We start from the raw sequence: 25,121 nt of genomic DNA on the forward strand, positions 1-25,121 counted from the left end.
GCGTGGATGATCCTACTTGACAATTCCTTGATTCCTTGATATAATATGAAAAAGATAATCATAATATCCTTGAAAAAAAGAAGAGGTAAGTCATGAACGAAATCGTGAAAAATGTAGCAGACAGAAAGATCATCAATATCACTGGAAAAAGGCAAATTACAATACCTTTGAAGTTTTATGAAAAATTACAGCTGGGCAAGGAAGTGGAGTGTGTTCTTACGGATGATTCCCTTGTGATTCGTCCACTGACTGGACAGGACGATAATTTTTCCGTGGAAATTCTGAAGGATTTGATCTCGCAGGGTTATTCAGGGACTGAGCTTGTCGAGAAATTCGCGGAAATGCGCAAGCAAATCCGAAAAGCAGTCGGAACCTTGATCGCGGAAGCAGATGAGATCGCGGCAGGAAAAATAGAAAGCGAGACCACTGCAGATATTTTCGGTGAGGTCTAGAATGTATGAAATCCGATATCATCAAGCTGCCATAAAGTATCTGAAAAAAATCAAGGATAAAAAGCTGAAAGCGGAATTTATAAAAGCAATCGGGCAACTTAAATCCAATCCCTATGTGGGGTCTCCAAAAGTTGGAGATTTGAACGGAATCTACGGATATGATGTCCGGTATAAAGCGGTCAATTATGAGATTGCTTATCGGATCTATGAAACGGAGAGCAAACTGGTAGTTGTAATTCTTGCCGGTACGAGAGAAAACTTTTATGAAGAACTGAAGCGATTGTTGAGGAGTTAGCGGTCGTATGAAAGCCGTGCACCCCTGCGTGGATGAGGGTTTCGCTGATGAAGCGAGGTGGGTGGACAAGTATTGAAAAAATTGAGGAGATCTTGCTAAGGAGCAAGAAAAGAGAAAAACTTGATGAGATGGCAACTGAGGGGTTGTCGTCATTCGTAAATCATTCCCGAAAGGCGAATCCTTCAAGCAAATCGAGTTTTTTACGAACCGAAAGACAACGAGGAGTGGTGATCGTAACTCATGGATAAAGTAAACATTTTCAAAGATATCGAAGGGATGGAATTTCCGGCAGGTCGCAGGACACGGGTCATCATCGGGGAAAACGGCGCCATCAACGGCGAATATTTTTGCCAGGGGTATGTGGTCATTTATCCCGGCGGCTCAATCCCCGAGCATTCCCATGAAACGGTGGAAACCTACACGATCCTCAAGGGGAGCGGCAAAATGACTGTCGGAAGCGAGTCCGAGCCCATCACGGAAGGGGAGACGGTCTACATCCCGCGGAATCTTCCCCATGCCCTCGAGAACACAGGATCGGCGGATATGCACATGATGTTCGTGTACGCGCCCAAGATGATCGTGGATCACTGGGCCGAAGAAATGTCCGGCGAGCTGAAGTGACGAATCCAATAAATAAAGGAGATGCATATCATGCGCCTCCAGATTAAATCCGGCAGCCTTGATTTCCTTCGCGCGGGCGGGGGTGATCCCAATCTTTACAACAATGATAGACTTCAACACCCGTATTCCCCGCGTGGGCGGGGGTGATCCTGAGGTAAAGTCTATCAAGTTTGAACAGTTTGTGTGCTCCCCGCGTGGGCATCCACTTCCGGAAAAAACACGGATAAGGGCTTTCCGAGGCATTTCCCGCTGTCTTTCTTCAAAATTTTTCTTTTTGCTCAACTGCGCGACGTTTTCCACAAGGACTTGCGATCTCGGGGAAATCATACATATGAAGGGAACTTTTTCGGGAATGTGGGGCAGGTCAATCATCGGAATCCACGCTCCATTTTCATTTATAATTCTGTAATCATGCCTTTCAGTCTTGTATCACATATTTTTTTTCATGTCCATGATTTCATTGAAAATGGGTAAATTCCCCTTGACATTTCCACCCCGACCCCTTACAATATAGAAAACCATTCGGCTCATTTCAAAACAAAATACGGCTCATTTTTTGTAAAATTTGAGCCGAAAAGGAAGTTCCCGTGAGCCGAAAGACAGGAGGGACCCATGCTGTCGGAACGTGAAAAAGACATTTTGGAATTGATTCGAGAAAAGAAATCCTGCGCTACCGGCGAGCTTTATAACGCGATGAATAGCAGCAACCCGGTCAGCCTCGCAACCGTAAAACGGGATTTGAAAAAACTCGCGGACAACCGCCTGATCTTACCGGTTGGAAAAGGAAAGACTTCACGTTACATTCTGTCGCCGGAATATCAAATTCTCTATCCGATCAATATTCAGGAATACTTTTCAAAAGAAATTGACGCCCGAAGCATAAAGGAAAACTTCAATCGGGAACTGTTGCGGACAATTTTGCCGGAAATCCGGATTCTTTCAACGGAAGAACAGGTTAAACTCCGCAATCTGCAAAGCATTTTCAGAGATCATGTCGCTGAGCTCGGCTCTTGCGGTTATCGCAAAGAAATGGAAAGACTGGCTATCGATCTCAGTTGGAAATCTTCACAGATTGAAGGCAATACCTATACCCTCCTGGAAACGGAACGGTTGTTGAAAGAAAAAAAGACCGCATCCGGAAAAACGAAGGAAGAAGCGATTATGCTCCTCAACCACAAAGAAGCGATGGATTTTATCCTGGAAAACCCCGATGTTCTGATACAACCCACGATCTCCGCCGTTGAAGATATCCACAGCATTTTGATCAAAGAATTGGATGTGGATCGGAATATCCGCTCACGCCGCATGGGAATCACCGGTACGAACTACAGACCTTTGGATAATGAATTTCAGATCCTGGAAGCCATGAGAGACATGTGCAAGATTCTGAAAGACCGGGATGTATTTGAGCAGGCCATGCTCTCACTTCTTTTGATTTCCTACATTCAGCCCTTTATGGACGGGAACAAGCGTACGTCCAGGATTGTCAGCAACGCGATCCTGATCGGGAACGGATACTGCCCCCTTTCTTACCGGACAGTGGACTCTTCCGATTTTAAAATGGCTGTTCTATTATTCTATGAACAAAACAATCTTTCTGCGTTTAAAGAAATATTTATTGACCAGTACGAATTTGCGGTGAAATCGTATTTTTGATAACCGCCATTCTTTACAAATTGTTATATTGATTGCTCCCCGCGTGGGCGGGGGTGATCCCTGACAACGATTCTGAAAAAAGCCATCAAGGAACGCCGCCCCCCCATCCTCCGGGAAGAATCCCCCACAAAATTTCTCATACTAAATCCCTGCATTTAAGCGTGAAGGAACCGGAAATACAAAAATCCGGCTCTTTTTTTCTTTTTTTTGGTACTTCCACTCTACAGCCTTGAGCCTTGATAATTGCGGGATTTTGAAATTTTTCTGTAAGAATTCGAACTGTTTTGAACAAAAAATAATCAAAATTTGCTTAAAAACTACTTGAAATTTTTTCATGATGGGGTATAATATAGGTATATAACAGGTAGTACCAGTATCGGCTTGTCCTTTCCTGGGTCCGTTTTCAATGAAACACACAGCTTCACGCAAGCGCGTCGAAAGGTTTGTCCGGCGCGATTGCCCAAACACCGTTTGTCTTGCGGTATAAGAATTGTATCGGCCGTATGAACCGGATCCCGCGGGATCCGGACAAAAATTGAAGGAGGTATTTGTTATGTCTACTGGATTTTTAGCACTCTTGGCTTTTATCCCGATTCTTGTCGCACTTGTCCTCATGGTCTGGGTCCGCCTCGGCGCCATGAAAGCCATGCCGGTCGCCTGGTTCACCTGCGCCGTCATCGCCGTGGCCGCCTGGAAGCTGCCGGTGTCCTATGTGGCCGCCCTCAGTATTCAGGGGATCATCAACGCCTTCAGCGTTCTGATCATCGTATTCGGCGCGCTCCTGATCCTGCACACGCTCCAGTACTCGGGCGGTATGGAAACCATCCAGTACGGGATGCAGAAGATCAGTAAGGATATGCGCGTACAGGCCATTATCGTCGGCTATCTCTACGCCGCCTTTATCGAAGGAGCCGCGGGCTTCGGAACGCCGGCCGCGCTTGCCGCGCCGCTTTTGCTCTCTCTGGGCTTCCCGCCTTTGGCTTCCGCCATCCTCTGTCTCGCGTTCAACTCGTTCCCCGTGACCTTCGGAGCGGTAGGAACGCCCATTATCACCGGATTCGGCACATCCATCGCCAATGTTATGGATAAAGCCGTGGCCGCCGGGTTCTTCGCCGACCGCGTCGGCGTCATGAAAGCCATCGGCGAAACCGTTACGCTGATGCATGTCCCCATGGCCTTTATCCTTCCGATCTTTATGCTGGGCTTCATCACCCGCCTGTTCGGGCCCAACCGGAAATGGTCGGACGGCTTCAAAGCTTGGAAATTCTGCGTATTCGCGGCGATTTCCTTTTCGGTTCCCTATATGTTCCTCGCCTGGGTCGTAGGGCCTGAGACGCCCTCTGTCGTAGGCGGCCTCGTCGGTCTCGGCATCGTCATGTACGGCGCCAGCAAAGGCGTCTGCGTGCCCAAAGAAGTCTGGACATTCGGCGACGATTCCAAATGGGACAAGAGCTGGACAGGCAACGTGGCCTTTGACAAAAAGGCCGAGCTCAAACCCCAGATGAGCCAGATCATGGCGTGGCTCCCCTATATTCTCATCGGCGGCATTCTCATTCTCACCAGAATCCGCTCGCTGCCCTTCATGAAATTCCTCCAGAGCAATATCGTGCTCCGGGTGACCGATATCCTCGGCTGGGCAGGCGTCAGCGACAGCAGCATCCAGTTCCTGTATCTGCCGGGTACCGTGCCCTTCGTGCTCGTATCGATTCTGACCATCGTGCTGCACAAGATGCCCGGGGACAAGGCCGCCAAAGCCTGGCGCGACACGTTCAAAAAGATCATCCCCGCCACGATTTCCCTGTGCGCGGCCGTGGCCCTCGTCAAGATCTTCCAGGGCTCCGGAAACTTCTCCAACGCCAAATTGATCGAGCAGTTGCAGGCTTCGGGCGTGGATACGGCGATCCGCTCCATGCCGCGAACCATGGCTGAAGCTATTGCCAGCACCGTAGGCGGCGCGTGGCCCGCCATCGCTTCCTATGTGGGCGGCTTGGGCGCTTTCATCACGGGGTCCAACACGGTTTCCGATGTATTGTTCGGCCAGTTCCAGTGGGATATGGCGACGATCAACCAGCTGCCTCAGATCACCATCGTGGCCGCCCAGGCCGCGGGAGGCGCAATGGGCAATATGATCTGCGTGCACAATGTCGTGGCCGTTTGTACCGTTGTGGGTCTCTTGAATCGTGAGGGCGAGATTATCCGCAAGACCTTCATCCCCTTCATTATTTACGGCGTGGTCGTGGGCATCATCGCCTTTGCGCTGATCGGGACGGGTCTCCGGCCCTTCATGGCATTATAACAAAAAGGTAGGACCAATTGATCCCGGCGGATTCAGCCCTGAAATTCATGGATCTATCCGCCGGATGAAAAAAATCCGTTACCAAAAGTCAACGGATGTGATATCATATTGTATGGGAAAATTTTCAGGTAAAGGAGGAACACTATGGCAACCTATAACAAAGTAAGCCCCGAACTGGTCGAAGAATTGAAAAAAGCGATTCCCGGCCGGGTATTTACCGGGGAAGACGTCAACGAAGACTATACTCATGACGAAATGCCCATCTACGGGTCGGCCAAACCCGAGGTGGTCGTGGAAGCCCAGACGACAGAGGAAATCGCCGAAGTCGTCAAGCTCGCCAACAAATATCTCGTTCCCCTGACGCCCAGAGGCGCGGGAACAGGGCTCGTGGGAGGGGCCGTGGCCATCCACGGCGGCATCCTTTTGAGCACGACAAAAATGAACAAGATCCTCGATTATGACCTCGACAACTTCACGGTAACCGTGGAGCCCGGCGTACTCCTCAACGATTTGCAGGAAGACGTCGCCAAAAAGGGTCTGCTCTATCCGCCCGATCCCGGGGAAAAATTCGCGACTTTGGGCGGCAACGTGGCCACAAACGCGGGCGGCATGCGGGCCGTAAAATACGGCGCCACAAGAGACTATGTGGAGGCCATGACCGTGGTACTCCCCACGGGGGAAATCGTCAAGCTTGGGGCCAAAGTCTCCAAGACCAGCACGGGCTACAGCCTCATCGACCTCATGGTGGGCTCCGAAGGGACCCTAGGCATCATTACGGAACTGACGCTGAAGTTGATCCCCCAGCCCAAAGAAGTCATGAGCATGATCATCCCCTATGTCAACCTCAACGAATGTATCGCGACGGTGCCGAAATTCTTCCAGAATCATTTCGCGCCCCAGGCGCTGGAATTTATGGAAAGGGCCATCGTCATTTCGTCCGAGGCCTACGTAGGCAAGGAAGTTTTCCCCAAGACCTTCAACGGTCAGGATGTGGGCGCTTACCTGCTCGTGACCTTTGACGGCGACACGGAGGAAGCGGTTATGGACGTCGTGGAAAAAGCCTCGGAGCTCGTGCTCGAAAACGGGGCCATGGACGTCATGCTGGCCGATACGCCGGCCCTCAAACGGGACGCCTGGGCGGCCAGAGGATCCTTCCTCGAAGCCATCGAGGCCGATTCCAAGCTGCTGGATGAATGCGACGTGGTCGTTCCAGTCAGCGAAATCGCCAATTATCTCGGCTTCGTCAACGGTCTCGAGGACAAATACGGCTTCAAGATCAAGAGCTTCGGCCACGCGGGAGACGGCAATCTCCATATTTACGCCGTCAGCAACGAAATGGAACTCGACGAATTCAAAAAGAAAGTCGATGAATTTATGAAAGAGATCTATGCCAAGGCCTATGAAACAGGCGGACTCCTGTCGGGTGAACACGGGATCGGCCACGGAAAGATCGGCTATCTGGAAACCGCGGTGGGACCGGTCACCTTCAAACTCATGGAAGGCATCAAGAAAGTTTTTGATCCCAACCTGATCCTGAACCCGGGGAAGGTTTGCTACAAAGTATAACAAAGGAGGCATGAACAAATGGCATATATCATTCAGGAAGAAGGAAAAGAGCTTCTTGCGGAAGTGAAAAATTTTTGCGAAAAAGAAGTCAAGGAACAGTGCAAGGAATACGACAGGACGGGGGAATGGCCCAAAGAGATCTACGACAAGGCCATTGAGATGCAGCTGCATTCCCTCGAGGTCCCCGAGGAGTACGGCGGACCGGGGCTCGACCGGGTGACGGTGGCGGCCCTCATGGAACAGATGGCCATGGCCGACGCGGGCTTCGCGACGACGATCTCCGCCAGCGGTCTGGGATTGAAGCCCGTTTTGATCGCGGGGACGGAGGAACAGAAAAAACGCGCCGCCGAACTGATCATTAACGGCGGATTCGCGGCCTTTTGTCTCACGGAACCCTCGGCGGGCTCAGACGCCGCGGCCGGAAAGACAACGGCGGTCAGAGACGGAGACGAGTATGTATTAAACGGTCGCAAGTGCTTTATTACCAACGGCGGCGTGGCTGCCTTTTACTGCATCACGGCCATGACGGACAAATCCCAGGGCACAAAGGGCATCTCGATGTTTTATGTGGAAGCGGGGACGCCGGGACTCTCCACGGGTCACCACGAAGACAAGCTGGGCATCCGGACCTCAAACACCTGCGACGTGGTCCTCGAAGACTGCCGGATTCCGGCGGCCAATCTCTTGGGCGCCGAAGGGAAGGGCTTTTCCATCGCCATGAAGACTCTGGACCAGGCCCGGGCCTGGATGGGCTGCATCGCCACGGGCATCGCCCAGCGCGGCATCAACGAGGCCGTGGCCTACGGCAAGGAAAGAATCCAGTTCGGGAAACCCATCATCAAGAATCAGGCCTTGCAGTTCAAAATCGCCGATATGACCATCAAAACCGAAACCGCGAGACAAATGGTGGCCCACGCGCTGACGCTGATGGACCAGGGACTCCCCTACGGGACGGAATCGGCCATCGCCAAGTGCTATGCGGGCGATATCGCCATGGAAGTCGCCTCCGAGGCCATCCAGATCTTCGGCGGATACGGCTACAGCCGGGAATACCCGGTGGAAAAATTGCTCCGAGACGCGAAGATTTTCCAGATCTTTGAAGGTTCCAACGAAATCCAGCGGATCGTCATCTCGGGCAGCGTCATCGGCAGATAGGATTAGACCAGTATCAGGAGGAAAAAGCAATGGAAATTTTAGTATGTATCAAACAGGTACCCGATGATTCCGTGGAAGTCAGAGTCGACAAGGGGACAGGTTTGCCGGCCATCGACGGGATAGAGAAAGTCGTCAACGCCTTTGACACTTACGCCTTGGAAATGGCCGCGAGATATGTGGAAGCCAACGGAGGGGCCGTCACGGCCCTCTCCATCGGGCCCGAAAGCGCCAAAGACGCTCTGCGGAGCTGCCTTGCGGTCGGCGCGTCCAAGGCCTTTGTCGTCAGGGACGACGCCTTTGAAGGCTCGGACAGCCTCGGAACCAGTTGTATCCTGGCGGCTGCCATCGGGCGTCTTGAGGAACAAAACGGCAAGCCCTTCGATCTGATTTTCTGCGGAAAAGAGACAACGGACAGCGCCTCGGGACAGGTGGGCTGTCAACTGGCCGAGCAGCTGGGCCGGGGGCTTATCACGAACATCATCGCCCTTGAACCCAAAGGAGACGGCATCGCGGCGAAGCACGAGACCGAAGAGGGCTATGTGCTGATGGAGACGGCGGTTCCCGCCGTGGTCACGGTCACAAAACCCAACTACGATCCGCGTTATCCCACGATCAAGAGCAAAATGGCCGCCCGGAAGATGACCATAGAGGAAATCAAGGGAGCGGATCTGTCGGGTCTCGACGCCGCCAAGACCGGCGTCGGCGGTTCCCACGTAAAGACAGTCAACTATTACGCCCCGCCCAAACGGCAGGCCGGCGTAAAAATCAAGGAAAAGACGGTGGAAGAGGCTGTGGCCAAAGCGATCGGCATCATGACGGAAGCGAAAGTAATCTGATTTTCCAAAATGAAACACGTGAAATTCAATAAAGCAAGGAGGACCTGAAAAATGGACTTTTCAACATACAAAAATATTTTGGTTTATATCGAGCTCGCCGACGCCAAAATCGCCAAGATCAGCCTCGAAGTACTGGGCGCGGCGAAAAAGATCGCTTCCAAAACCAATGAAGAACTGACCGCGGTCATTACGGGATCGGGCGTCGCCGACGGGGCGGCGGAAGCGCTGGTCTACGGCGCGGACAAAGTCATTGTCGTCGACAGCGCCGATTACGCCGTGTTCAACCTTGACGTACAGACGGAGATTCTCGCGCAAATCGCCGCCGAATGCAAGCCCTCGACGATACTTTTGGGGGCGACCCAGAACGGAAAGGACCTCGCGGGCAGACTGGCCTCGAGGCTCGACACGGGTTGCGTCACCGACGCCTTCGGCGTGGACGTCGACGGGGCCGGCAATATTGTCTGGACCTGCGCGGCCTACGGCGGGACCGTCTATTGCGATATGGTCATCGATAACGCAAGGCCCCAGATCGGGAGCCTGCGCTCGGCGGCCTTCAAGAAGAACGAGCCCGTGGCCGGAAAGACCGGCGAAATCATAGCAAAAGACATCAAAGTCTCTCCGGAGGCCGTAAAAGTCAAAGTTGTGGAAGCGGTCAAAGAAATTTCCGAGACCGTCAACCTCGAAGAGGCGGAAGTCATCGTGACCGGCGGCCGCGGCATGGGCAGCGCCGAAAATTACGAATTGATCAAGGAACTGGCCAAACTTTTGGGCGGCGAAGTGGGGGCCACAAGACCCGTGACCGAAGCGGGCTGGGTGCCCAAGATCCACCAGGTGGGCCAGTCGGGAAAGATCGTCTCGCCCAAGCTCTATATCGCCTGCGGCGTCTCCGGCGCCGTGCAGCACACCTCGGGCATGACGGGTTCCGACTACATCGTCGCCGTCAACAAAGACGAGGAAGCGCCCATATTTGAGGTTTCCGACATCGGGATCGTCGCCAACGCCATGGACGCCTTACCGCTGATGATCAATGAAATCCGGAAAATAAAAGAAAGCTAAGCGCTCATTTACGGAAAAATGGCGGAGTTTGCAGAAATGACGCCATTTTTTCGACTCCCATTGCGCTTTTCCGGAAAATGTGGTATACTGAAATCAGTGAAAAACACGGGAACGCGTTCCCAAAGGGAGGACAAGAGCAAATGACAAGAAGCTTTTACTGGCCCGATTATACGATCGGTCCCGACGCCTACAAAAAAGTGGCGGAATTATGCGGCAAATTCGGAAAAAAAGTGGTATTTATCGGCGGAAAGACAGCCCTTTCCAAGGCGGCCCATCTCGTGCGGGAAGCCATCGCGGGAAGCGGCCTCACGGTCGTCGATGAAGTCTGGTACGGCGGCGAGGCGGCCTATGAGAATGTGGATAAACTGGAACAGGTGAAATCCATTCGGGAAGCGGATATGGTCTTTGCCTTCGGCGGCGGAAAAGCCCTCGACACGAGTAAGCTTCTGACCCACAGGCTGAAAAAACCGCTGTTTACGTTCCCGACCATCGCCTCCACCTGCGCCTGCGTCACGACGGTCTGCGTCATGTATGAGCTGAACCATGAGTTTAAAGAGCTCTGCTGGCGGGACGCTCCGGCGGACCATGTGTTCATCAACACCCAGGTCATCGCCGAAGCGCCCGACAAATACCTGTGGGCGGGAATCGGCGACACACTGGCCAAGGGCTATGAGCCGGAATTTTCCGCGAGAGGAAAGGACCTCGACCACTACGACCAATTCGGGATCACGCTTTCGGTCCTGTGCCAGGAGCCCCTCGTCAAATACGGGGCCAGGGCTCTCGCCGAATGTCGTGAAAAAAAGGCCGGAAACGCCCTTGACGAAGCGGTGCAGGCCATCATTGTCAATACGGGTCTCGTGTCCAATTCCGTCATCAACGACTACAATACCTCCATCGCCCACGCGATCACCTACGGGTTTTCCCTGATCCCCGCCGTGGAAGAAAACCACCTGCACGGGGAAATGGTGGCCTATGGCGTGCTGGTTTTGCTGATGATCGACGGAAAGACCGCCGAAATCGACAAGCTGCTTAAATTTTACAAAGAAATCGATCTGCCCGACTCCTGCTACCGCTGTTTCCATGTGACGGCGGACGAGGTCGAGCAAAAAATTCTCCAAAAGGCTTCTGAGGTAAACGACATCGTCGTTTCCGCGTTTCCCATCAACAAGGATATTCTGAGAAAGGGACTGGCCGATCTCGAGGCCTATGTCGCTTCGAAAAACTGAACCCTGCAGCAATTCATTCCAAAGTGAGGTGATTCAACGTGTCAAAAATCGCATTTCCCTACGGCAAAGAAACTCTGAGTTACGATTTTCCCGATGACAGACTGCTGGGCGTCCTGGAGTCCGAGCTCGAACACTACGCGCCTGAGGCCGGACAGGCGGAGCTCGTGCAAAAAGCCCTCGCAAACCCCATCGGAACGCCGAAGCTGAGCGTAATCGCCGAAGACAAGAAAAAAGTCATCGTGATCTGCAGCGATCATACGCGGCCGGTGCCGAGTAAATACATCATCCCCTATATGCTGGCCGAAATCCGCAAAGGGAGCCCCGACGCCGACATTACGCTTTTGATCGCGACGGGATTCCATCGGGCCACGACAAAAGCCGAGCTCGAAAACAAGTTCGGCGCGGATATCGTCGCCAAAGAAAAAATCGTGCTGCATGACAGCGAGAACTCCGAGACCGTCTATCTGGGGAAACTCCCCTCGGGCGGCGACATCATCATCAACAAGCTCATCGTCGAAGCGGATCTCGTCGTTTCCGAAGGCTTTATCGAACCGCATTTCTTCGCGGGCTTCTCGGGCGGGCGCAAGAGCATACTCCCCGGCGTCGTCAGCAAGACCACGGTCATGTACAACCACAACGCCGAATTTATCGACAGCCCCTACGCGAGGACCGGCATCGTGGACGGCAACCCCATTCACATCGATATGCTCTACGCCGCGCGAAAGGCGAGACTGGACTTCATCTGCAACGTCGTGATTAACGCGAAGAAGGAAGTCATCTACGCCGTGGCCGGAGACTGCGATCTGGCCCACCGGGTCGGCCGGGAATTTCTCGCCAGCAAGTGCGCCGTAAAGGCCAAGCCCGCCGATATCGTCATCTCCACAAACGGCGGCTACCCTCTTGACCAGAACATCTATCAGTCCGTAAAGGGCATGACGGCCGCCGAGGCCACGGTCAAGAAGGGGGGCGTCATCGTAATGCTGTCCTATTCCAACGACGGACACGGCGGCGATTCCTTCTACAATACGTTCAAGGCCGAAAAGGACCTCGCCAAAATGACCAAGGGCTTCCTCGACACGCCCAAGGACAAGACCATAGCGGACCAGTGGGAGTCCCAGATCCTGGCCCGGGTGCTTATGCACGCGAAAGTCATTTATATTTCGAGCCAACCCGACGAAATGGTCAAGGATTTCCAGATGATTCCCGCCCATTCGCTGGATGAGGCCATCCAACTGGCGGAAAAACTCGTCGGCAATCCCAAGGCGACCTTTACGGCTATTCCCGACGGCATCGCCGTCATGGTCGTATAAGCCGGGAAAATAATATTGTACTTAATTAGTATATAATATGCGAGATATTAAAAACCCGCGCAAATCAGCGCGGGTTTTTTTATGCTCAAAATCTACACGAGGGGCGGCAAATCCTCAGGTTCTTCGGCAGGCTTGGCCGCTTCGGGCTTCGCTTCCCCGGGCTTTTGTCTCGGGGTCCCGAACATCCACTCAAATTGTCTGCGAACGCCGGTCATGTCGTATTCGGTCCCGTCCACGATCAATTTGTCATTTTCGGGGATGGCCAGATAGCCGCTTTCCACAGGCTCATTCCGATCCAGACTGACCTGGACGTTCAGATCCCGCATAGCGCCGTAGGGCCTGAAGGTCACCTTGACCGTCCTGACCAGGCTGTCGTCGGCGAAGATCTTCGCTTTTTCCTCGTCGCTGAAGCGGCGCTGGGGCGGATAATCGGCGATAAAGAGGTCCACGGTCTTAACGAAGAGCAGCTTGTCCTCGCTTTTCTCAAAGACGTCCAGCGTGTATTTGCCGCGCTTGGCCACGAGGAATTTTTCAAGGTTCAGCACGGTCTTCCCGATGCCGAAGGGGTCTCGGATCACCATAACGACGCCTTTATTGATCAGGTCATCCTCGGGGGAATTGATGCGCAGTTCAAATTCCATGTTCTTTTCCATTTCCTCGAAAGTCAGGACAATGGAGAGATTCATCATCGGATAGGGGAAAATCGGCTGGATCAGATTGTCAAAAACGCCTACAATATTGAAGGTCCCCTGGAACTCCTTGTTTTTTTCTACCTGGTACGCGCAGACTACGGATTTGATTTTTGCCATTCTATCTACCTCTTTTTTGAAATTTTTCGATACCATAGTATAGCATTTTTCCGTGAAATTTGAAACATTTTTTACAGGGAAATCACGTCAAGGAACAGGCGGACCACAGGGGCGATCAACCGGTCATTGAAATCGAAGTCCTTCGTATGGGCCGGCGTCCAGTCTTCGCCCTCGCCGACGCCGAAATAAAAGCCTTTGGTCTGCCTCGGATAATAGCCGAAATCCTCCGACCAGCGGAAGGGTTCGGGCAAAATTTCGTAATCGTAGCCTTTGGCGTCCAGCATGGCTTTGATTTTTTGGTAAAGCGCGCTGTCGTTGACCGTATCGGGAAAGACGTCGGCATAGGAAAAGGCGCAGTCCATCCCCGCCGCCTCCGCTTTTTCCGAGATGTATTTCTCAAGCGAGCGCTGCAATTTGTCGAGGTCACGCTCGTAATGGGCCCGGATCGTCATGGAGAGCTCCCCGGTTCCCGGGGAAACGCCGAAATTCCGCTCCCCGACTTTGACGCAGACAATCGTCGCGAGGACCATGGATTCGTATTTCCCGTCGTCGAGAAAATCCCCCAGCTTCGTGATGACGTCGGCGATCAGAAAGGCCGGATTGATCCCGTGCTCGGGATAACCCGCGTGGGACTGCCTGCCGTGAAGCGACGCGGTCATGCCCTTGGAAGCGCAGGCATAGGCCCTGTCCCTGAGGAGCAGGCGGTTTTCCTTGAAGCCCGGCGTATTATGGAAGCCGTAGATCTCGTCGATTTTTTCGTCGCCCACAAAGTCTTTGCAGATCAGCCCTCCCTGTCCGGTTTCTTCGGCCGGCTGAAACAAAAGAAAGATATTCTTCCCGAATTTTTTCCCCGAAATCTCCAGGGCCAGTCCGCAGAGCGTGGCCATGTGGCCGTCGTGACCGCAGCCGTGGTAGGGCGTCCCGTCTTCATTGGGGATGCCGTCCGTATCGCAGCGGAAGGCTATATTTTGCCCGGCCCCCGCCTCCCGGTGGGCCGCGTAGAACCAAGCCCCCCTGTCGACGATTTCGAGATCGGTATTTTCCCGCAGGAATTCTTTCAGAATACCGGCGGTTTCGGCTTCATTGAGGGAGAGGTTCGGGTGTTCATGCAGGGTTTTCCGTAAGTTCAAAATTTTTTCCAGATCAGTCATCTTGCTCCTCCGTGTTTATCTTTGAGATCCGTCCTTTCGGATAGATCGTGAATCCGTTTTTATGGAAATCAAGGACCTTTTCGGCCCGGAGCTTACCCAACTGGACGGAAAGGGCGCTTCGCTCCACCGAGAGATAATCGGCCAATTCCTGCCTGTTGAAGGGGATTACAAATGTGGGGGAATTCTGTTTCTGGGCCTCTCTGGTCAAGAAAGAGAGGATTTTCTCACGGATTGTCCGTTTGGCTAAAAAATGGTTTTTTTCATTGAGATAGATGTTTTTTTGGGCCATAAGAAAAGCGAGATTTTTGGAAACCCTTCCAATGACAACATCCGCCGGGTAAGCTTTGGAAAATTTGTCGTAGTCAAAGAACAGAATCTCCGTCTTTTCTTTCGCGGATACGTTGACGGGAAATGTTTTCACGCCCGCGCAGACAAAGGCTTCCGCAAAAGTGTCTCCCGGACACAGTTCCGCGAGGATTGCCCGGTTCCCCATGAAATCGTCCCGGTAGATTCTGATTTTTCCGCTGACGACGACTCCGATGGCCCGGACGGGATCGCCGACCGTAAAGATGTCGCTTCCTTTCGGGTATTTTTTGCCCGATAAAAATTTGCTCTGCGCGAGTTTTTGCAGATCATAGGGAAATACATCGGCAAAAAGGTCCAATTGGGCCAATAATTCTTCGGTAATTTTCATGAAATTTTTCCTTTTGTTGGAAATCCAACAGATTTTCTGCAAAAATTATACTATAATACGGGAAGAAAAGCAAGAAACATTTTAAAGGAGGTTGACATGAAAAGACAAATCATCAAAATCAATGAAGAACTGTGCAACGGTTGCGGCGCCTGCGCCGCGGCCTGTCATGAGGGGGCCATCGCCATGGTTGACGGAAAGGCGCGGCTCATCCGGGACGATTACTGTGACGGGCTGGGAAACTGCCTGCCTGTCTGCCCCACGGGCGCCATTACTTTTGAGGAAAGAGAGGCGGCGGCCTTCGACGAAAAAGCGGTACGGGAAAAGTCCGCTCCGCTTGCTTGCGGCTGCCCCGGGACCATGGCCCGGGTTGTGGCGGGTCCCGAGCCCGGAGAAGCCTGCGGGATCGGTGCGGAAGCGGATATTCCGAGCGAGCTTCGCCAGTGGCCCGTGCAGATTCGGCTCGTCCCGGCGAAAGCTCCTTATTTTGAACATGCGGATCTCTTGGTCGCGGCCGATTGCACCGCTTTTGCCTTCGGGAATTTTCACAGAGAGTTCCTGCGCGGTCGCCGATTGGTGATCGGTTGTCCAAAACTGGATCCCGTGGATTACGCCGAAAAACTGACGGAAATCTTCAAGGCCAACGAGATCCGCAGCGTCACGGTCCTCCGGATGGAAGTTCCCTGCTGCCGGGGCATCGAGGCCGCGGTCCGGGAAGCAATCCAGCGGAGCGGAAAAATCCTTCCCGCAGCCGTCGGCGTCGTCTCCATAGAAGGCGAGATTACGCAATCCTGACGCATAACTCGCCGGCAATATTTTCAAAAAAAATATATTTGATTGACAAAATTTTATTTTTACGATATAATTGGCATGGAAATAGGTTGATCAATCAAATTATCATAACGACAATTCAGAGGAGGAGTAAACCATGAAAAAAACTTTACTTTTGCTGGGCTGCGTACTTGCCGCCTCGGCTGCCCTGGCGGGCGGGAAGGAAGCCCTGCCGGAGGCCCCGGAGGTCGTCGTAAAGCAGGTCGTGGAAACGACCGTAAAAAAGAGCGGACCGACGGGCTACGTGGATATCTATTATGAATGGCGCGGAAAATCCGGACGCCACACGAAGCAGGGAACAGGCGACTACCTGACGTCCAATTACGGGACGCTGCACGCCGAGGGAGAATTGCAGATCGACGAGCGGAATCTCCTGTACCTCGAAGTGGAAAACTTCCACGCGACGAGCAAACCCGGGGCCAATGACGAATGGGTATCGGAAGACGCCCATACGGACTTTACGCTGGAATTCACCCATCAGCACGATTTCTTGGGCGGCGTGGCCTGTAAATTCATCTTCAACAACAACGACGGCTTCCTGGAAAGCAACCGCGTCGAGTATCAGGCCCGCTGGAATTTCGCCGAAAAACTGTTCCAGAACGACTATGTGAAAGTGACGGATTTTACGATCGCGCCCAAGATCGGATACAATTGGGATCAGGATTACGTGTATGATCCGACGCCCCTGACCGGGCTCACGAAGGATTTCTACTACGGCCTCGATCTCTACTCCTACTTTGAGCTGCCGCTGAATTTCGAACTGGAGCTGAACGTCTACCTGACGCAGCACAGCTTCAACCGCCCTCTCACCGAAGGGAAAAAGAAAAACTTCACGGCCGATGTGGAGCTCTACCTGTACAACACGACGAAACTCGTCGATCTCAGCGACAAGGCTAGTCTGAGCTTCTACTTTGAAGGCGGCTTCGATCCGTATACCCATTCCCGGCGGAAGATTTTCGCCAGCGATTTTGGCGGCAATGACCGGACAGACGGCTATACGCTGTACGCCCTTCCCGCTTTGAGACTGGATTATCAAGCGACCGACAACATCGGTCTTTACCTCGTGGCGGGCGCCCGCACGGAAAACATCCATTCGACGGCCAGCGAAGCCCAGGGATGGGTATGGCAGCCCGTAGCGCAACTGGGATTCAAAGTGGAATTTTAGAGGTGCATATTTCATGATGCCGTTATCCTTTGCCGATGTAGGCGCGGTGGTCGCCATCAAAAAAATCGGGGGTCTCGACGAAACCAGGCGGTTTTTGAACAACCTGGGCTTCGTCGAGGGGTCCCGTGTTTCTGTGATCTCCAAAACAAGCGGCAATGTCATTGTCAATGTGAAGGAGTCGCGGGTTGCCCTCGGTAAGCAGACGGCAAACAAAATCATCGTAGATGAGGAGAATATGAGAGAATGAAAACATTACGGGATGTCAAAATCGGAGAATCAACGGTAATCAAAAAACTGCACGGAGAAGGCGGCGTCAAAAAACGGATCATGGACATGGGCCTCACCAAGGGGACAAGCGTCACTGTGCGGAAAGTGGCCCCTCTGGGCGACCCCGTGGAAATCACGGTCCGGGGCTATGAGCTCTCGATCCGGAAGGCCGACGCGGAAACCGTCGAAGTCGAATAGGAAAATTTGATCGTAACGGCAGCGTTACGGAAAGGGAACGGAGAGGAAAAATGAATCTGAAAATCGCGCTGGCGGGAAATCCCAACAGCGGTAAAACGACGCTCTTCAACGCGTTGACGGGATCGAGCCAGTTTGTCGGGAACTGGCCGGGCGTGACCGTTGAAAAAAAAGAAGGAAAGATCAGGGGCTACGCCCACGGCGAAGGGGATCTCGTTCTCGTGGATCTGCCGGGGATCTACTCCCTGTCCCCCTATACCCTCGAGGAAGTCATCTCGAGAAATTATCTGATTGACGCGAAACCCGACGCCATTATCAACATCATCGATGGCAGCAATCTGGAGCGGAATCTCTATCTGACGACCCAGCTGGCGGAATTGGGCCTGCCGATGGTTGTGGCCATCAATATGATCGATGTGATCAGGAAAAACGGGGACGTCCTCGACGCCGACGCGCTGTCGCGGGAATTGGGCTGTCCCGTGGTAAAGATCTCGGCCCTCAAAAATGAGGGAATCGCGGAGCTGACCGAAACGGCCGTCCGGATCGCCGCCGAAAAAAAGCCCATGCGTCACCGCCACGAATTCAACGGCAGCGTCGAGCACGCCGTGGCCCATATCGAGGAAGCGGTCTTGCACGACATGCCCGAGGAGGAGCAGCGTTGGTTCGCCATCAAGCTCTTTGAGCGGGACGCCAAGATCATCGAAAAATTGAAAATTCCCCGGGACACGCTGGACCATATCGAAAAAGATATCGTCCACTGCGAGAAAGAGCTGGACGACGACGCCGAGAGCATCATTACCAACGAGCGCTACATCTATATCGCCTCGATCATCGGAAGCTGCTTTACCAGCAAAAACCGGGGCAAGCTGACGAATACCGACAAGATCGACCGGATCGTGACCAACAGGCTTTTGGCCATGCCGATCTTTCTCCTTGTGATGTTTGTGATCTACTACGTGTCGGTGACGACCGTGGGGGCCTGGGCCACCGATTGGGCAAACGACGGGGTCTTCGGCGAGGGCTTTTCGCTCTTCGGCAAAGAAATTCCGGGCGTACCGGTATTGGCGGAGCGTCTGCTCTCGGCCATCAACTGCGCCGAATGGCTGCAAAGCCTGATCCTCGACGGGATCATCGCGGGCGTAGGCGCGGTACTGGGTTTTGTGCCCCAGATGCTTGTGCTGTTCTTCCTGCTGGCCATCCTTGAGGACTGCGGCTATATGGCCCGCATCGCCTTTATCATGGACAGGATCTTCAGAAAATTCGGCCTCTCGGGCAAGTCCTTCATCCCGATCCTGATCGGGACAGGTTGCGGCGTCCCCGGCGTCATGGCTTCGCGGACCATCGAGAATGAACGGGACCGGCGCATGACGATTATGACGACGACGTTCATCCCCTGCGGCGCAAAGCTGCCGGTCATCGCCCTGATCTCGGGCGCTCTTTTCGGCGGCGTCTGGTGGGTCGCCCCCAGCGCGTATTTTCTGGGGATCTTCTCGATCATCGGCTCGGGCATTATTTTGAAAAAAACCGCTCCCTTCGCGGGAGACCCGGCGCCCTTTGTCATGGAGCTTCCCGCCTATCATGTCCCGGCCCTCAGAAATGTGCTCCACAGCATGTGGGAGCGGGGCTGGTCCTTCATCAAAAAAGCGGGGACCATTATCCTTCTCGCGACGATCTTTGTGTGGCTCGCCTCCAACTACGGCTGGGGCGAAGAAGGCTTCGGCAAAGTGGATATGGAAAACAGCATTTTAGCCGCGGTCGGAAACCGGGTGGCCTGGATCTTCCGACCTCTGGGATGGGGACAGTGGAAGGCCGCGGTGGCCTCCATCACGGGTCTTATCGCCAAGGAAAATATCGTCGGCACCATCGGGATCCTCTACGGCGGTCTTGAGGAAGTCAGCGAAGACGGCGTCGAGATCTGGAGCGCGCTGCAGGCGGTCTTTACGCCCGCGGCGGCCTATTCGTTCCTCGTGTTCAATCTCTTGTGCGTCCCCTGCTTCGCGGCCGTGGGCGCCATCAAGCGCGAAATGAATAACGCCAAATGGACGCTCTTCGCGGTGATCTACGAATGCGGCTTTGCCTATGTGATGGCGCTGATCATTTACCAGGCCAGCCTCTTTGCGACATCGGGCGCATTTACGATTCCGACGGGAGCGGCGCTGGTACTGGCGGCGATTCTGCTGCGGCTGTTATTCCGCAGCGGCCGGAAAGCGGTCAAGGTGGGATAAGCATGAGATTTCTTCAAGCGAACGGGGGCACCATTGCCGTGGCGCTGATTTTGGCGGCGGCGGTGGCGCTCATTGTCCGGAAACTGATCCGGGACAAAAAAGCCGGAAAGACCTGCTCCTCCTGCGGCGGCGGTTGTGACTGCGGATGCGAAGCGGGCAAAATAGAAAAGTGAGCAAAAAAGGCTGCCGCGAAACGCGGCGGCTTTTTTTATTGTGGCCCTGTCGTCCAAAAAAATCCCCCGCCTTCATCTTTTTTCTTTTCATTTTGCCCGTTCTGTGGTATAAATTAGTATAAAAGAAAAACAAACGGAGGATCAGACATGGACATCATCACGCTGAAGCGCGCGGAAAAAGAAAAATCCGGCGCTTTCATCTACCGCACGCTGAAAGAGAGCATCATCAAGGCCTCGATCCGCCCCGGCGAAACCATCAGCGAGCCACAATTACAACAGATCTTTAACGTCAGCCGCAGCCCCATCCGGGAGGCCATTTCCATCTTGCACTTCGAGGGCCTCGTGGATGTGCAACCCCGCAAACGGACCCGGGTCGTCCTGATCGACTGCCAGCAGATCATGGCGAGCCGATATTTGCGCTATATTTCCGAACGGGAAGTGTTCCGGAAGCTCTGTCGGCCGGAAAACGACATCCGCCCTTTGGCCGATCACCTGAACGCCATGATGGTCGAGCTCGAATCCCACAAAAAAAATGTCAGGGATCTCAATTACATGATCCTTGACTATCACAACAAGTTTCACTCCGCGATCTTCGAGTACAACGGCTTTCATTACATGTGGGAGATCGTCAAATTCAGCAATATCCAATACAACCGCTTCATCAACCTCTATCTCCGGAACCGACTGAACGGCGAAGACTTCCTTGAAGACCACCGGAACCTGCTCCGCTATATCGAGACGAAGTCCGAGTCCGATCTCCTTGAGTACAACCGCTACAATTACGAGCGGATCGCCGTCTATCTGCGGGAATTGTCGGGCCAGCACCCCGATATCTTCCACAACATGCCCCAATAACCGTAAACAGAACAGGCGCCTTTTGGCGCCTGGCTTTTTTAATAGTCTGATTTTCCGGCGCTTTGCCCTATTCTTTCGATGCCCGGAATTTCCCCAGCGCCACGACGAGATCCCGGAAGAGATACAAAAACATCAGGATCGAATTGAAAAAGATGCTGGCATAGGGTACCCGCTGGCTGATCTTGAGGATGGACGTCGTCCAGGTGGCCTCGATGAAAAGCTTATATGAATAGCGGATCAGCGCCCCGAAGAATACGACCCCCATCAGGGCGATGAGGACGTTCAAAACGTTGATGACCGCTTTGTTTTTGACTTTCATTTCGATCAGATCCACTCGGAAATGCGCGTTATCCCGCATGATGATGGAGGACGTCGTAAAGATCGTCCAGGCGATCAGCATCTCCACGATTTCGTCGGACCAGCCCGTGGACGCGAAAAGCGGAATCACATTGCCCAAGGGAACATAGCGGATGATGACCCTGAGCAAAAGCAGCAGTCCCAGGGCTGAAAACAGCGTAAAGACAAATATTTTGAGGGCTTTCGCCAAAAGGGCGTCGATTTTTTTCAAAAGTTCCATAGGGCCTCAACTCCCGAGAACCAGTCTCGGCACGAAGGTCGAGAGCGGCGGCCAGAAGGCGCAGAGGAGCAGCACGATAAAAATGCCGGCCACATAGGGCAACACCTCTTTGGAGAGATCCACGAGGTTGACCCCGGTGATGGCGCTCACGGCGTAGAGGGACATGCCCACGGGAGGCGTCAAAAGCCCGATCATGGATGACAGCACCATGACAACCCCGAACTGCGTCAGATCCATGCCGATCTGGTTGACGATCGGAAGGAATATCGGCGTACAGATCAGGATGATGGCCGTCCCCTCAATAAAGCAGCCCAGGAGAATCAATACAAATATAATCAATAATATCAGAACGACACGATTTGACGTAATGTTCAAGAGACTTGTGATGATTTTGTTGGGGATCCGCTGGTGCATGAGAAAATACCCGAGGAAATTGGCGATCGCGATGATAAAGAGCGTCTTGCAACTCTGGATCAGGCTGTCGTAGATGATGTTGACCAGACCCTTCAAGGTAATTTCGCGGTAAATGACGGTCCCCAAAAGGAGCGCGTAAAAACTGGCCACAACGGCCGCTTCAGTCGCCGTGAAAAAGCCGATCCAAATCCCCGCCAGGATAATGACCACGGTCATCAGCGAGGGGATGGCCTCCCAGAAATATTTGAGCCGCAGGCTCCAGGGCATTTTCGGCTCCACCGGAAATTTCTTTTTCTTGGAGATCACATAGACGGCCAGAGCCATGGCCCCTGCCATCATAAAGCCCGGGACGAAGCCCGCCATAAAGAGTCTGAAGACCGAGACGGTCCCCACGGCGGAGCTGTAAACCACGAAGGGAATCGACGGAGGCACCACGGGTCCGATGGTCGACGAGGCCGCCGTAATGCCGGCGGAAAATTTGTGATCAAACCCCGCGTCGTCCATGGCCTTCATTTCAATGACGCCCAAACCCGCGGCGTCGGCCACGGCCGCTCCCGACATGCCCGAAAAGATCAGGCTTGAGAGAATATTCACCTGTCCGAGACCTCCGGGCCAGTGGCCGCAGATGGCCTTGGCAAAGCGGAAGATCCTGTCGGTGATGCCGCCGGTATTCATGAGATTTCCGGCCAAGATGAAAAAGGGGATGGCCAGCAGCGTGAAGCCCGTCGTCCCCGTATAGATTTTCTGCGCCATGACGGCCATGATGCCGCCCTGCCCGAGGTAATAGAACACCCCGGCGGCCGTCGCCCCCATGACGACGCAGACAGGCGCGCCCAGGATCATGAGTCCGATCAGGAGCACGCATACGACCAATGCGAGCATAGTCACCTCCGAAGAATAAATGTTTCCCGGGAGGAAGGGGCGGCCGGGATGCCGCCCCCGCCCCTCCGGAGTATTACAGGATTTCAGATTCGGAGATTATTTGGCGTCTTCGACCATTTTCAAAAATTCGTCAAGCAGCGCCTGGGATCCTACGTATTCCGCCATTTTCTTATAAGCGGGGCCCATTCTCTTGGCAAATTCCTCGATATCCGGATATTCGGTCTGGATGCCCTTTTCCTCGAGCAATTTGATGTATTTGGCTTCGGCGTTTTTCACGACGTCCCGCATACCCTGACCGGCGTTCTTGCTGGCCGTCTCGATGATGGCCTTGTGTTCCGGGGACAATTTGTCCCAGGTCGCCTTGGAGAATACGAGATTCAGCGACTGGTATACGTGGTGGGTGATCGAAAGATATTTCTGGTCAACTTCCCAGAGTTTATTGGTATAGATCGTCGTCAGCGGGTTTTCCTGCCCGTCGACGGTGTGCTGCTTCAGCGCGGGTACAAGTTCCGTAAAGGAAATCTGCTGCACGTTGGCGCCCAGGGCTTCCATGGCCGCCAATTGCTGGATTTCCGGAGGCGTTCGGATCTTCAGACCCTTTACGTCGTCGGGAACCTTTACGGGCCGTTTGGAGTTCGTGAGATTCCGGAACCCGTAGTCCCAGCTGCCGACGAGGTGCATGTTCTGCGCTTCGAGGTCATTTTTCGTCCATTCGTAGAAGGGGCCGTCCTGTACCTTGTAGGCGTGCTCATAGGAGCGGAAGGCGAAGGGAGTCACCAAAAGGGCGAATTTCTTGGAGTATTTGTCCAGGGAACCCTGGGTCACGAGACTCGCGTCAATGGCGCCCAGCTTTGTCTGCTCGATGATTTCCGGGGGATTCCCCAGCTCATTGTTCGGATAAATCTGGATCGTGATCGCGCCGCCCGATTTTTCCTCCACTTCCTTCTTGAAGGCTTCGGCGGCGTCATAGCCCGGATCTCCCTGCATCCCGAAATGGGCGAGTCTCAGGGCGACTTTTCCACTACCGAACATTGTGACTGATAATAATACAGTCAATGCCAGCACTGTTGCGAATACTTTCTTCAGCATAGTTTCCTCCTCTGTATAAAAATTAAATTGCGTTTATATCGAATATCCCATACGCAGCGGGATCCAGGTCGTCAGGACCGGAAACAGGCTGATCGCGATGAGAACGAGCACATTGCAGACGATATAGGGGGCGGCGCCCCGGAAAATGTCCACAATGGGCATTTTATTGATTTTGTGGCAGGCGTTGAGGCACATGCCCACAGGCGGCGTCACCAGGCCGATGGCGAGCCCCGTGATCATCATGGCGCCGAATTGCAGCGCCGAAAAGCCGTACATTTTCATGATCGGCAGCAGGATCGGCGTCAGCAGCATGATGGCGGGACTTACATCCACAAAGGCGCCGATCACGAGGATCAGGACCACAAACAGCATGGCGATGGCCGAGCGCGGCAGATTCATGGCGAGGAAGAAATTCCCGATGACAACGGGCACTTTCTTCATGGTCAGAACCCAGGTGAAAACATTGGTAAAGCCGATGATGATGAGAATCGACGAAGACGTAACCAGGGTTTTTTTCACGGCCGCCCACACATCCCGCCACGTCAGCTCCCGGTAGACGAAAAAGCCGATGACGACGGAATAAAGTACCGCCACTCCCGCGCTTTCGGAAGCCGTGCAGACCCCGAAGGACACGCAGACAATGATGAAAAGCGGCATGAGCAGAGCCGGAATACCCGCGAAAATGGCCCGGGTAAATTCCCCTCCGTCAAATTTCGCCTTGGCCGGATGCCAGCCCTTTCTTCGGCTCACGAACCAGACGAGAATCAGCTGCGTGACGCCGATCATGATCCCGGGGACCGCCCCCGCCATAAAGAGACCTCCGACCGATTCCCCCGAAATCATGGCGTAGACGATCATCGGCGTCGACGGCGGGATGATCATCCCCATGGTCGAAGAAGCCACGGTGATGCCCGCCGAGGCGTCGGGCGGATAGCCGTTTTCCTCCATGGCGGGGATCAGGATGGACCCCAGGGCCGAAGTATCGGCGACCGATGAGCCCGAGATCCCGCCGAAGATCATGGAGGCCACGACGTTGACCTCGCCGAGGCCGCCCCGGATGGGACGCAGGATCTGCATACAGAAGTTGATGATGCGCTTCGTGATCCCGCCGACGTTCATGAGTTCCCCGGCCAGGATAAAGAGCGGCATGGCGATCATCAGCTCGCTGTAGGCGCCCGTCCAGACCTTTTGCGGAAACATCGGCAAAAGATTCCTTGAAAAAATCAGCAGATAGGTCACGGCCGAGGCCCCGATGGAAAAGGCCAGCGGCACGCCCAGAAAGGCGAAGACCAGCAAAAATATCAATAACACAAGCATGGCCATGGACA

Annotated in this window: 25 protein-coding genes; 18 read left to right on the plus strand and 7 right to left on the minus strand. The window is 53.7% G+C overall.

Annotation, left to right across the window (positions count from 1 at the left end):
- The first annotated feature begins 92 nt into the window (after positions 1-92).
- The 11 genes from LBQ97_03735 to larA all read left to right on the plus strand — a co-directional run bounded on the left by LBQ97_03735 (position 93) and on the right by larA (position 12,469).
- The gene (locus LBQ97_03735) at positions 93-452 is read left to right on the plus strand and encodes an AbrB/MazE/SpoVT family DNA-binding domain-containing protein (GenBank protein ID MDR1831829.1); all 360 of its coding nucleotides are present in this window, start codon (positions 93-95) and stop codon (positions 450-452) included.
- A 1-nt stretch (position 453) separates the two neighbouring features.
- Positions 454-747 (plus strand): type II toxin-antitoxin system RelE/ParE family toxin, encoded by a 294-nt coding sequence (locus LBQ97_03740; GenBank protein MDR1831830.1) that lies wholly within the window; start codon positions 454-456, stop codon positions 745-747.
- Positions 748-987: 240 nt separating this feature from the next.
- Positions 988-1,368, plus strand: coding sequence for a cupin domain-containing protein (locus LBQ97_03745; GenBank protein MDR1831831.1), 381 nt, complete (start codon positions 988-990; stop codon positions 1,366-1,368).
- Between the two features lie 612 nt (positions 1,369-1,980).
- On the plus strand, positions 1,981-3,024 hold the full coding sequence (locus LBQ97_03750) for a Fic family protein (GenBank protein ID MDR1831832.1): 1,044 nt from the start codon (positions 1,981-1,983) through the stop codon (positions 3,022-3,024).
- A gap of 553 nt (positions 3,025-3,577) precedes the next feature.
- Positions 3,578-5,320 (plus strand): L-lactate permease, encoded by a 1,743-nt coding sequence (locus LBQ97_03755; GenBank protein ID MDR1831833.1) that lies wholly within the window; start codon positions 3,578-3,580, stop codon positions 5,318-5,320.
- Between the two features lie 144 nt (positions 5,321-5,464).
- Complete coding sequence (locus LBQ97_03760; GenBank protein ID MDR1831834.1) at positions 5,465-6,886, plus strand: FAD-binding oxidoreductase; 1,422 nt, start codon at positions 5,465-5,467, stop codon at positions 6,884-6,886.
- Positions 6,887-6,904: 18 nt separating this feature from the next.
- On the plus strand, positions 6,905-8,041 hold the full coding sequence (locus tag LBQ97_03765) for an acyl-CoA dehydrogenase family protein (protein ID MDR1831835.1): 1,137 nt from the start codon (positions 6,905-6,907) through the stop codon (positions 8,039-8,041).
- Positions 8,042-8,070: 29 nt separating this feature from the next.
- The gene (locus LBQ97_03770) at positions 8,071-8,877 is read left to right on the plus strand and encodes an electron transfer flavoprotein subunit beta/FixA family protein (protein MDR1831836.1); all 807 of its coding nucleotides are present in this window, start codon (positions 8,071-8,073) and stop codon (positions 8,875-8,877) included.
- Between the two features lie 51 nt (positions 8,878-8,928).
- The gene (locus LBQ97_03775; GenBank protein MDR1831837.1) at positions 8,929-9,933 is read left to right on the plus strand and encodes an electron transfer flavoprotein subunit alpha/FixB family protein; all 1,005 of its coding nucleotides are present in this window, start codon (positions 8,929-8,931) and stop codon (positions 9,931-9,933) included.
- 140 nt (positions 9,934-10,073) lie between these two features.
- The gene (locus LBQ97_03780; GenBank protein ID MDR1831838.1) at positions 10,074-11,159 is read left to right on the plus strand and encodes an iron-containing alcohol dehydrogenase family protein; all 1,086 of its coding nucleotides are present in this window, start codon (positions 10,074-10,076) and stop codon (positions 11,157-11,159) included.
- 38 nt (positions 11,160-11,197) lie between these two features.
- Positions 11,198-12,469, plus strand: coding sequence for a nickel-dependent lactate racemase (larA, locus tag LBQ97_03785; protein ID MDR1831839.1), 1,272 nt, complete (start codon positions 11,198-11,200; stop codon positions 12,467-12,469).
- A 92-nt stretch (positions 12,470-12,561) separates the two neighbouring features.
- Here the strand turns inward: larA and LBQ97_03790 are convergent, their stop codons facing one another.
- The 3 genes from LBQ97_03790 to LBQ97_03800 form a co-directional block, all read right to left on the minus strand.
- Positions 12,562-13,278 (minus strand): hypothetical protein, encoded by a 717-nt coding sequence (locus LBQ97_03790; protein MDR1831840.1) that lies wholly within the window; start codon positions 13,276-13,278, stop codon positions 12,562-12,564.
- A gap of 71 nt (positions 13,279-13,349) precedes the next feature.
- Positions 13,350-14,429 carry a M20/M25/M40 family metallo-hydrolase gene (locus tag LBQ97_03795; protein MDR1831841.1) on the minus strand — a complete coding sequence of 360 codons (1,080 nt, stop codon included), beginning with the start codon at positions 14,427-14,429 and terminating at the stop codon, positions 13,350-13,352.
- Positions 14,422-15,123: a Crp/Fnr family transcriptional regulator gene (locus LBQ97_03800; protein ID MDR1831842.1), complete on the minus strand. Its 702-nt coding sequence runs from the start codon at positions 15,121-15,123 to the stop codon at positions 14,422-14,424. Before LBQ97_03800 ends, LBQ97_03795 begins: the two co-directional genes overlap by 8 nt.
- A 96-nt stretch (positions 15,124-15,219) precedes the next feature.
- Here LBQ97_03800 and LBQ97_03805 point away from each other — a divergent pair, with 96 nt between their 5' ends.
- From LBQ97_03805 to LBQ97_03835, 7 genes are all read left to right on the plus strand, one after another.
- Positions 15,220-15,915, plus strand: a complete 696-nt coding sequence (locus tag LBQ97_03805) for a 4Fe-4S binding protein (protein MDR1831843.1) — start codon at positions 15,220-15,222, stop codon at positions 15,913-15,915.
- Positions 15,916-16,048: 133 nt separating this feature from the next.
- Positions 16,049-17,116, plus strand: a complete 1,068-nt coding sequence (locus LBQ97_03810; GenBank protein ID MDR1831844.1) for a hypothetical protein — start codon at positions 16,049-16,051, stop codon at positions 17,114-17,116.
- Between the two features lie 13 nt (positions 17,117-17,129).
- The gene (locus tag LBQ97_03815; protein MDR1831845.1) at positions 17,130-17,363 is read left to right on the plus strand and encodes a ferrous iron transport protein A; all 234 of its coding nucleotides are present in this window, start codon (positions 17,130-17,132) and stop codon (positions 17,361-17,363) included.
- Positions 17,360-17,581, plus strand: a complete 222-nt coding sequence (locus LBQ97_03820) for a ferrous iron transport protein A (GenBank protein MDR1831846.1) — start codon at positions 17,360-17,362, stop codon at positions 17,579-17,581. The genes LBQ97_03815 and LBQ97_03820 overlap by 4 nt, the downstream gene beginning before the upstream one ends.
- Before the next feature lie 50 nt (positions 17,582-17,631).
- On the plus strand, positions 17,632-19,803 hold the full coding sequence (gene feoB, locus LBQ97_03825; GenBank protein MDR1831847.1) for a ferrous iron transport protein B: 2,172 nt from the start codon (positions 17,632-17,634) through the stop codon (positions 19,801-19,803).
- A 2-nt stretch (positions 19,804-19,805) separates the two neighbouring features.
- A complete protein-coding gene (locus LBQ97_03830; protein ID MDR1831848.1) occupies positions 19,806-19,976 on the plus strand; it encodes a FeoB-associated Cys-rich membrane protein in 171 nt (56 codons plus the stop codon).
- A gap of 147 nt (positions 19,977-20,123) precedes the next feature.
- Positions 20,124-20,831 carry a GntR family transcriptional regulator gene (locus LBQ97_03835; GenBank protein MDR1831849.1) on the plus strand — a complete coding sequence of 236 codons (708 nt, stop codon included), beginning with the start codon at positions 20,124-20,126 and terminating at the stop codon, positions 20,829-20,831.
- A 67-nt stretch (positions 20,832-20,898) separates the two neighbouring features.
- Here LBQ97_03835 and LBQ97_03840 read toward each other — a convergent pair whose 3' ends face one another.
- The 4 genes from LBQ97_03840 to LBQ97_03855 form a co-directional block, all read right to left on the minus strand.
- A complete protein-coding gene (locus LBQ97_03840) occupies positions 20,899-21,408 on the minus strand; it encodes a TRAP transporter small permease subunit (GenBank protein MDR1831850.1) in 510 nt (169 codons plus the stop codon).
- Between the two features lie 6 nt (positions 21,409-21,414).
- Complete coding sequence (locus tag LBQ97_03845; GenBank protein ID MDR1831851.1) at positions 21,415-22,704, minus strand: TRAP transporter large permease; 1,290 nt, start codon at positions 22,702-22,704, stop codon at positions 21,415-21,417.
- Positions 22,705-22,800: 96 nt separating this feature from the next.
- Positions 22,801-23,793 carry a TRAP transporter substrate-binding protein gene (locus LBQ97_03850; GenBank protein ID MDR1831852.1) on the minus strand — a complete coding sequence of 331 codons (993 nt, stop codon included), beginning with the start codon at positions 23,791-23,793 and terminating at the stop codon, positions 22,801-22,803.
- A 33-nt stretch (positions 23,794-23,826) separates the two neighbouring features.
- Positions 23,827-25,116 carry a TRAP transporter large permease gene (locus tag LBQ97_03855; GenBank protein ID MDR1831853.1) on the minus strand — a complete coding sequence of 430 codons (1,290 nt, stop codon included), beginning with the start codon at positions 25,114-25,116 and terminating at the stop codon, positions 23,827-23,829.
- Positions 25,117-25,121: the final 5 nt, after the last annotated feature.

The sequence above is a fragment of the Fusobacteriaceae bacterium genome (assembly GCA_031272775.1).
Lineage (GTDB): Bacteria > Fusobacteriota > Fusobacteriia > Fusobacteriales > Fusobacteriaceae > JAISST01.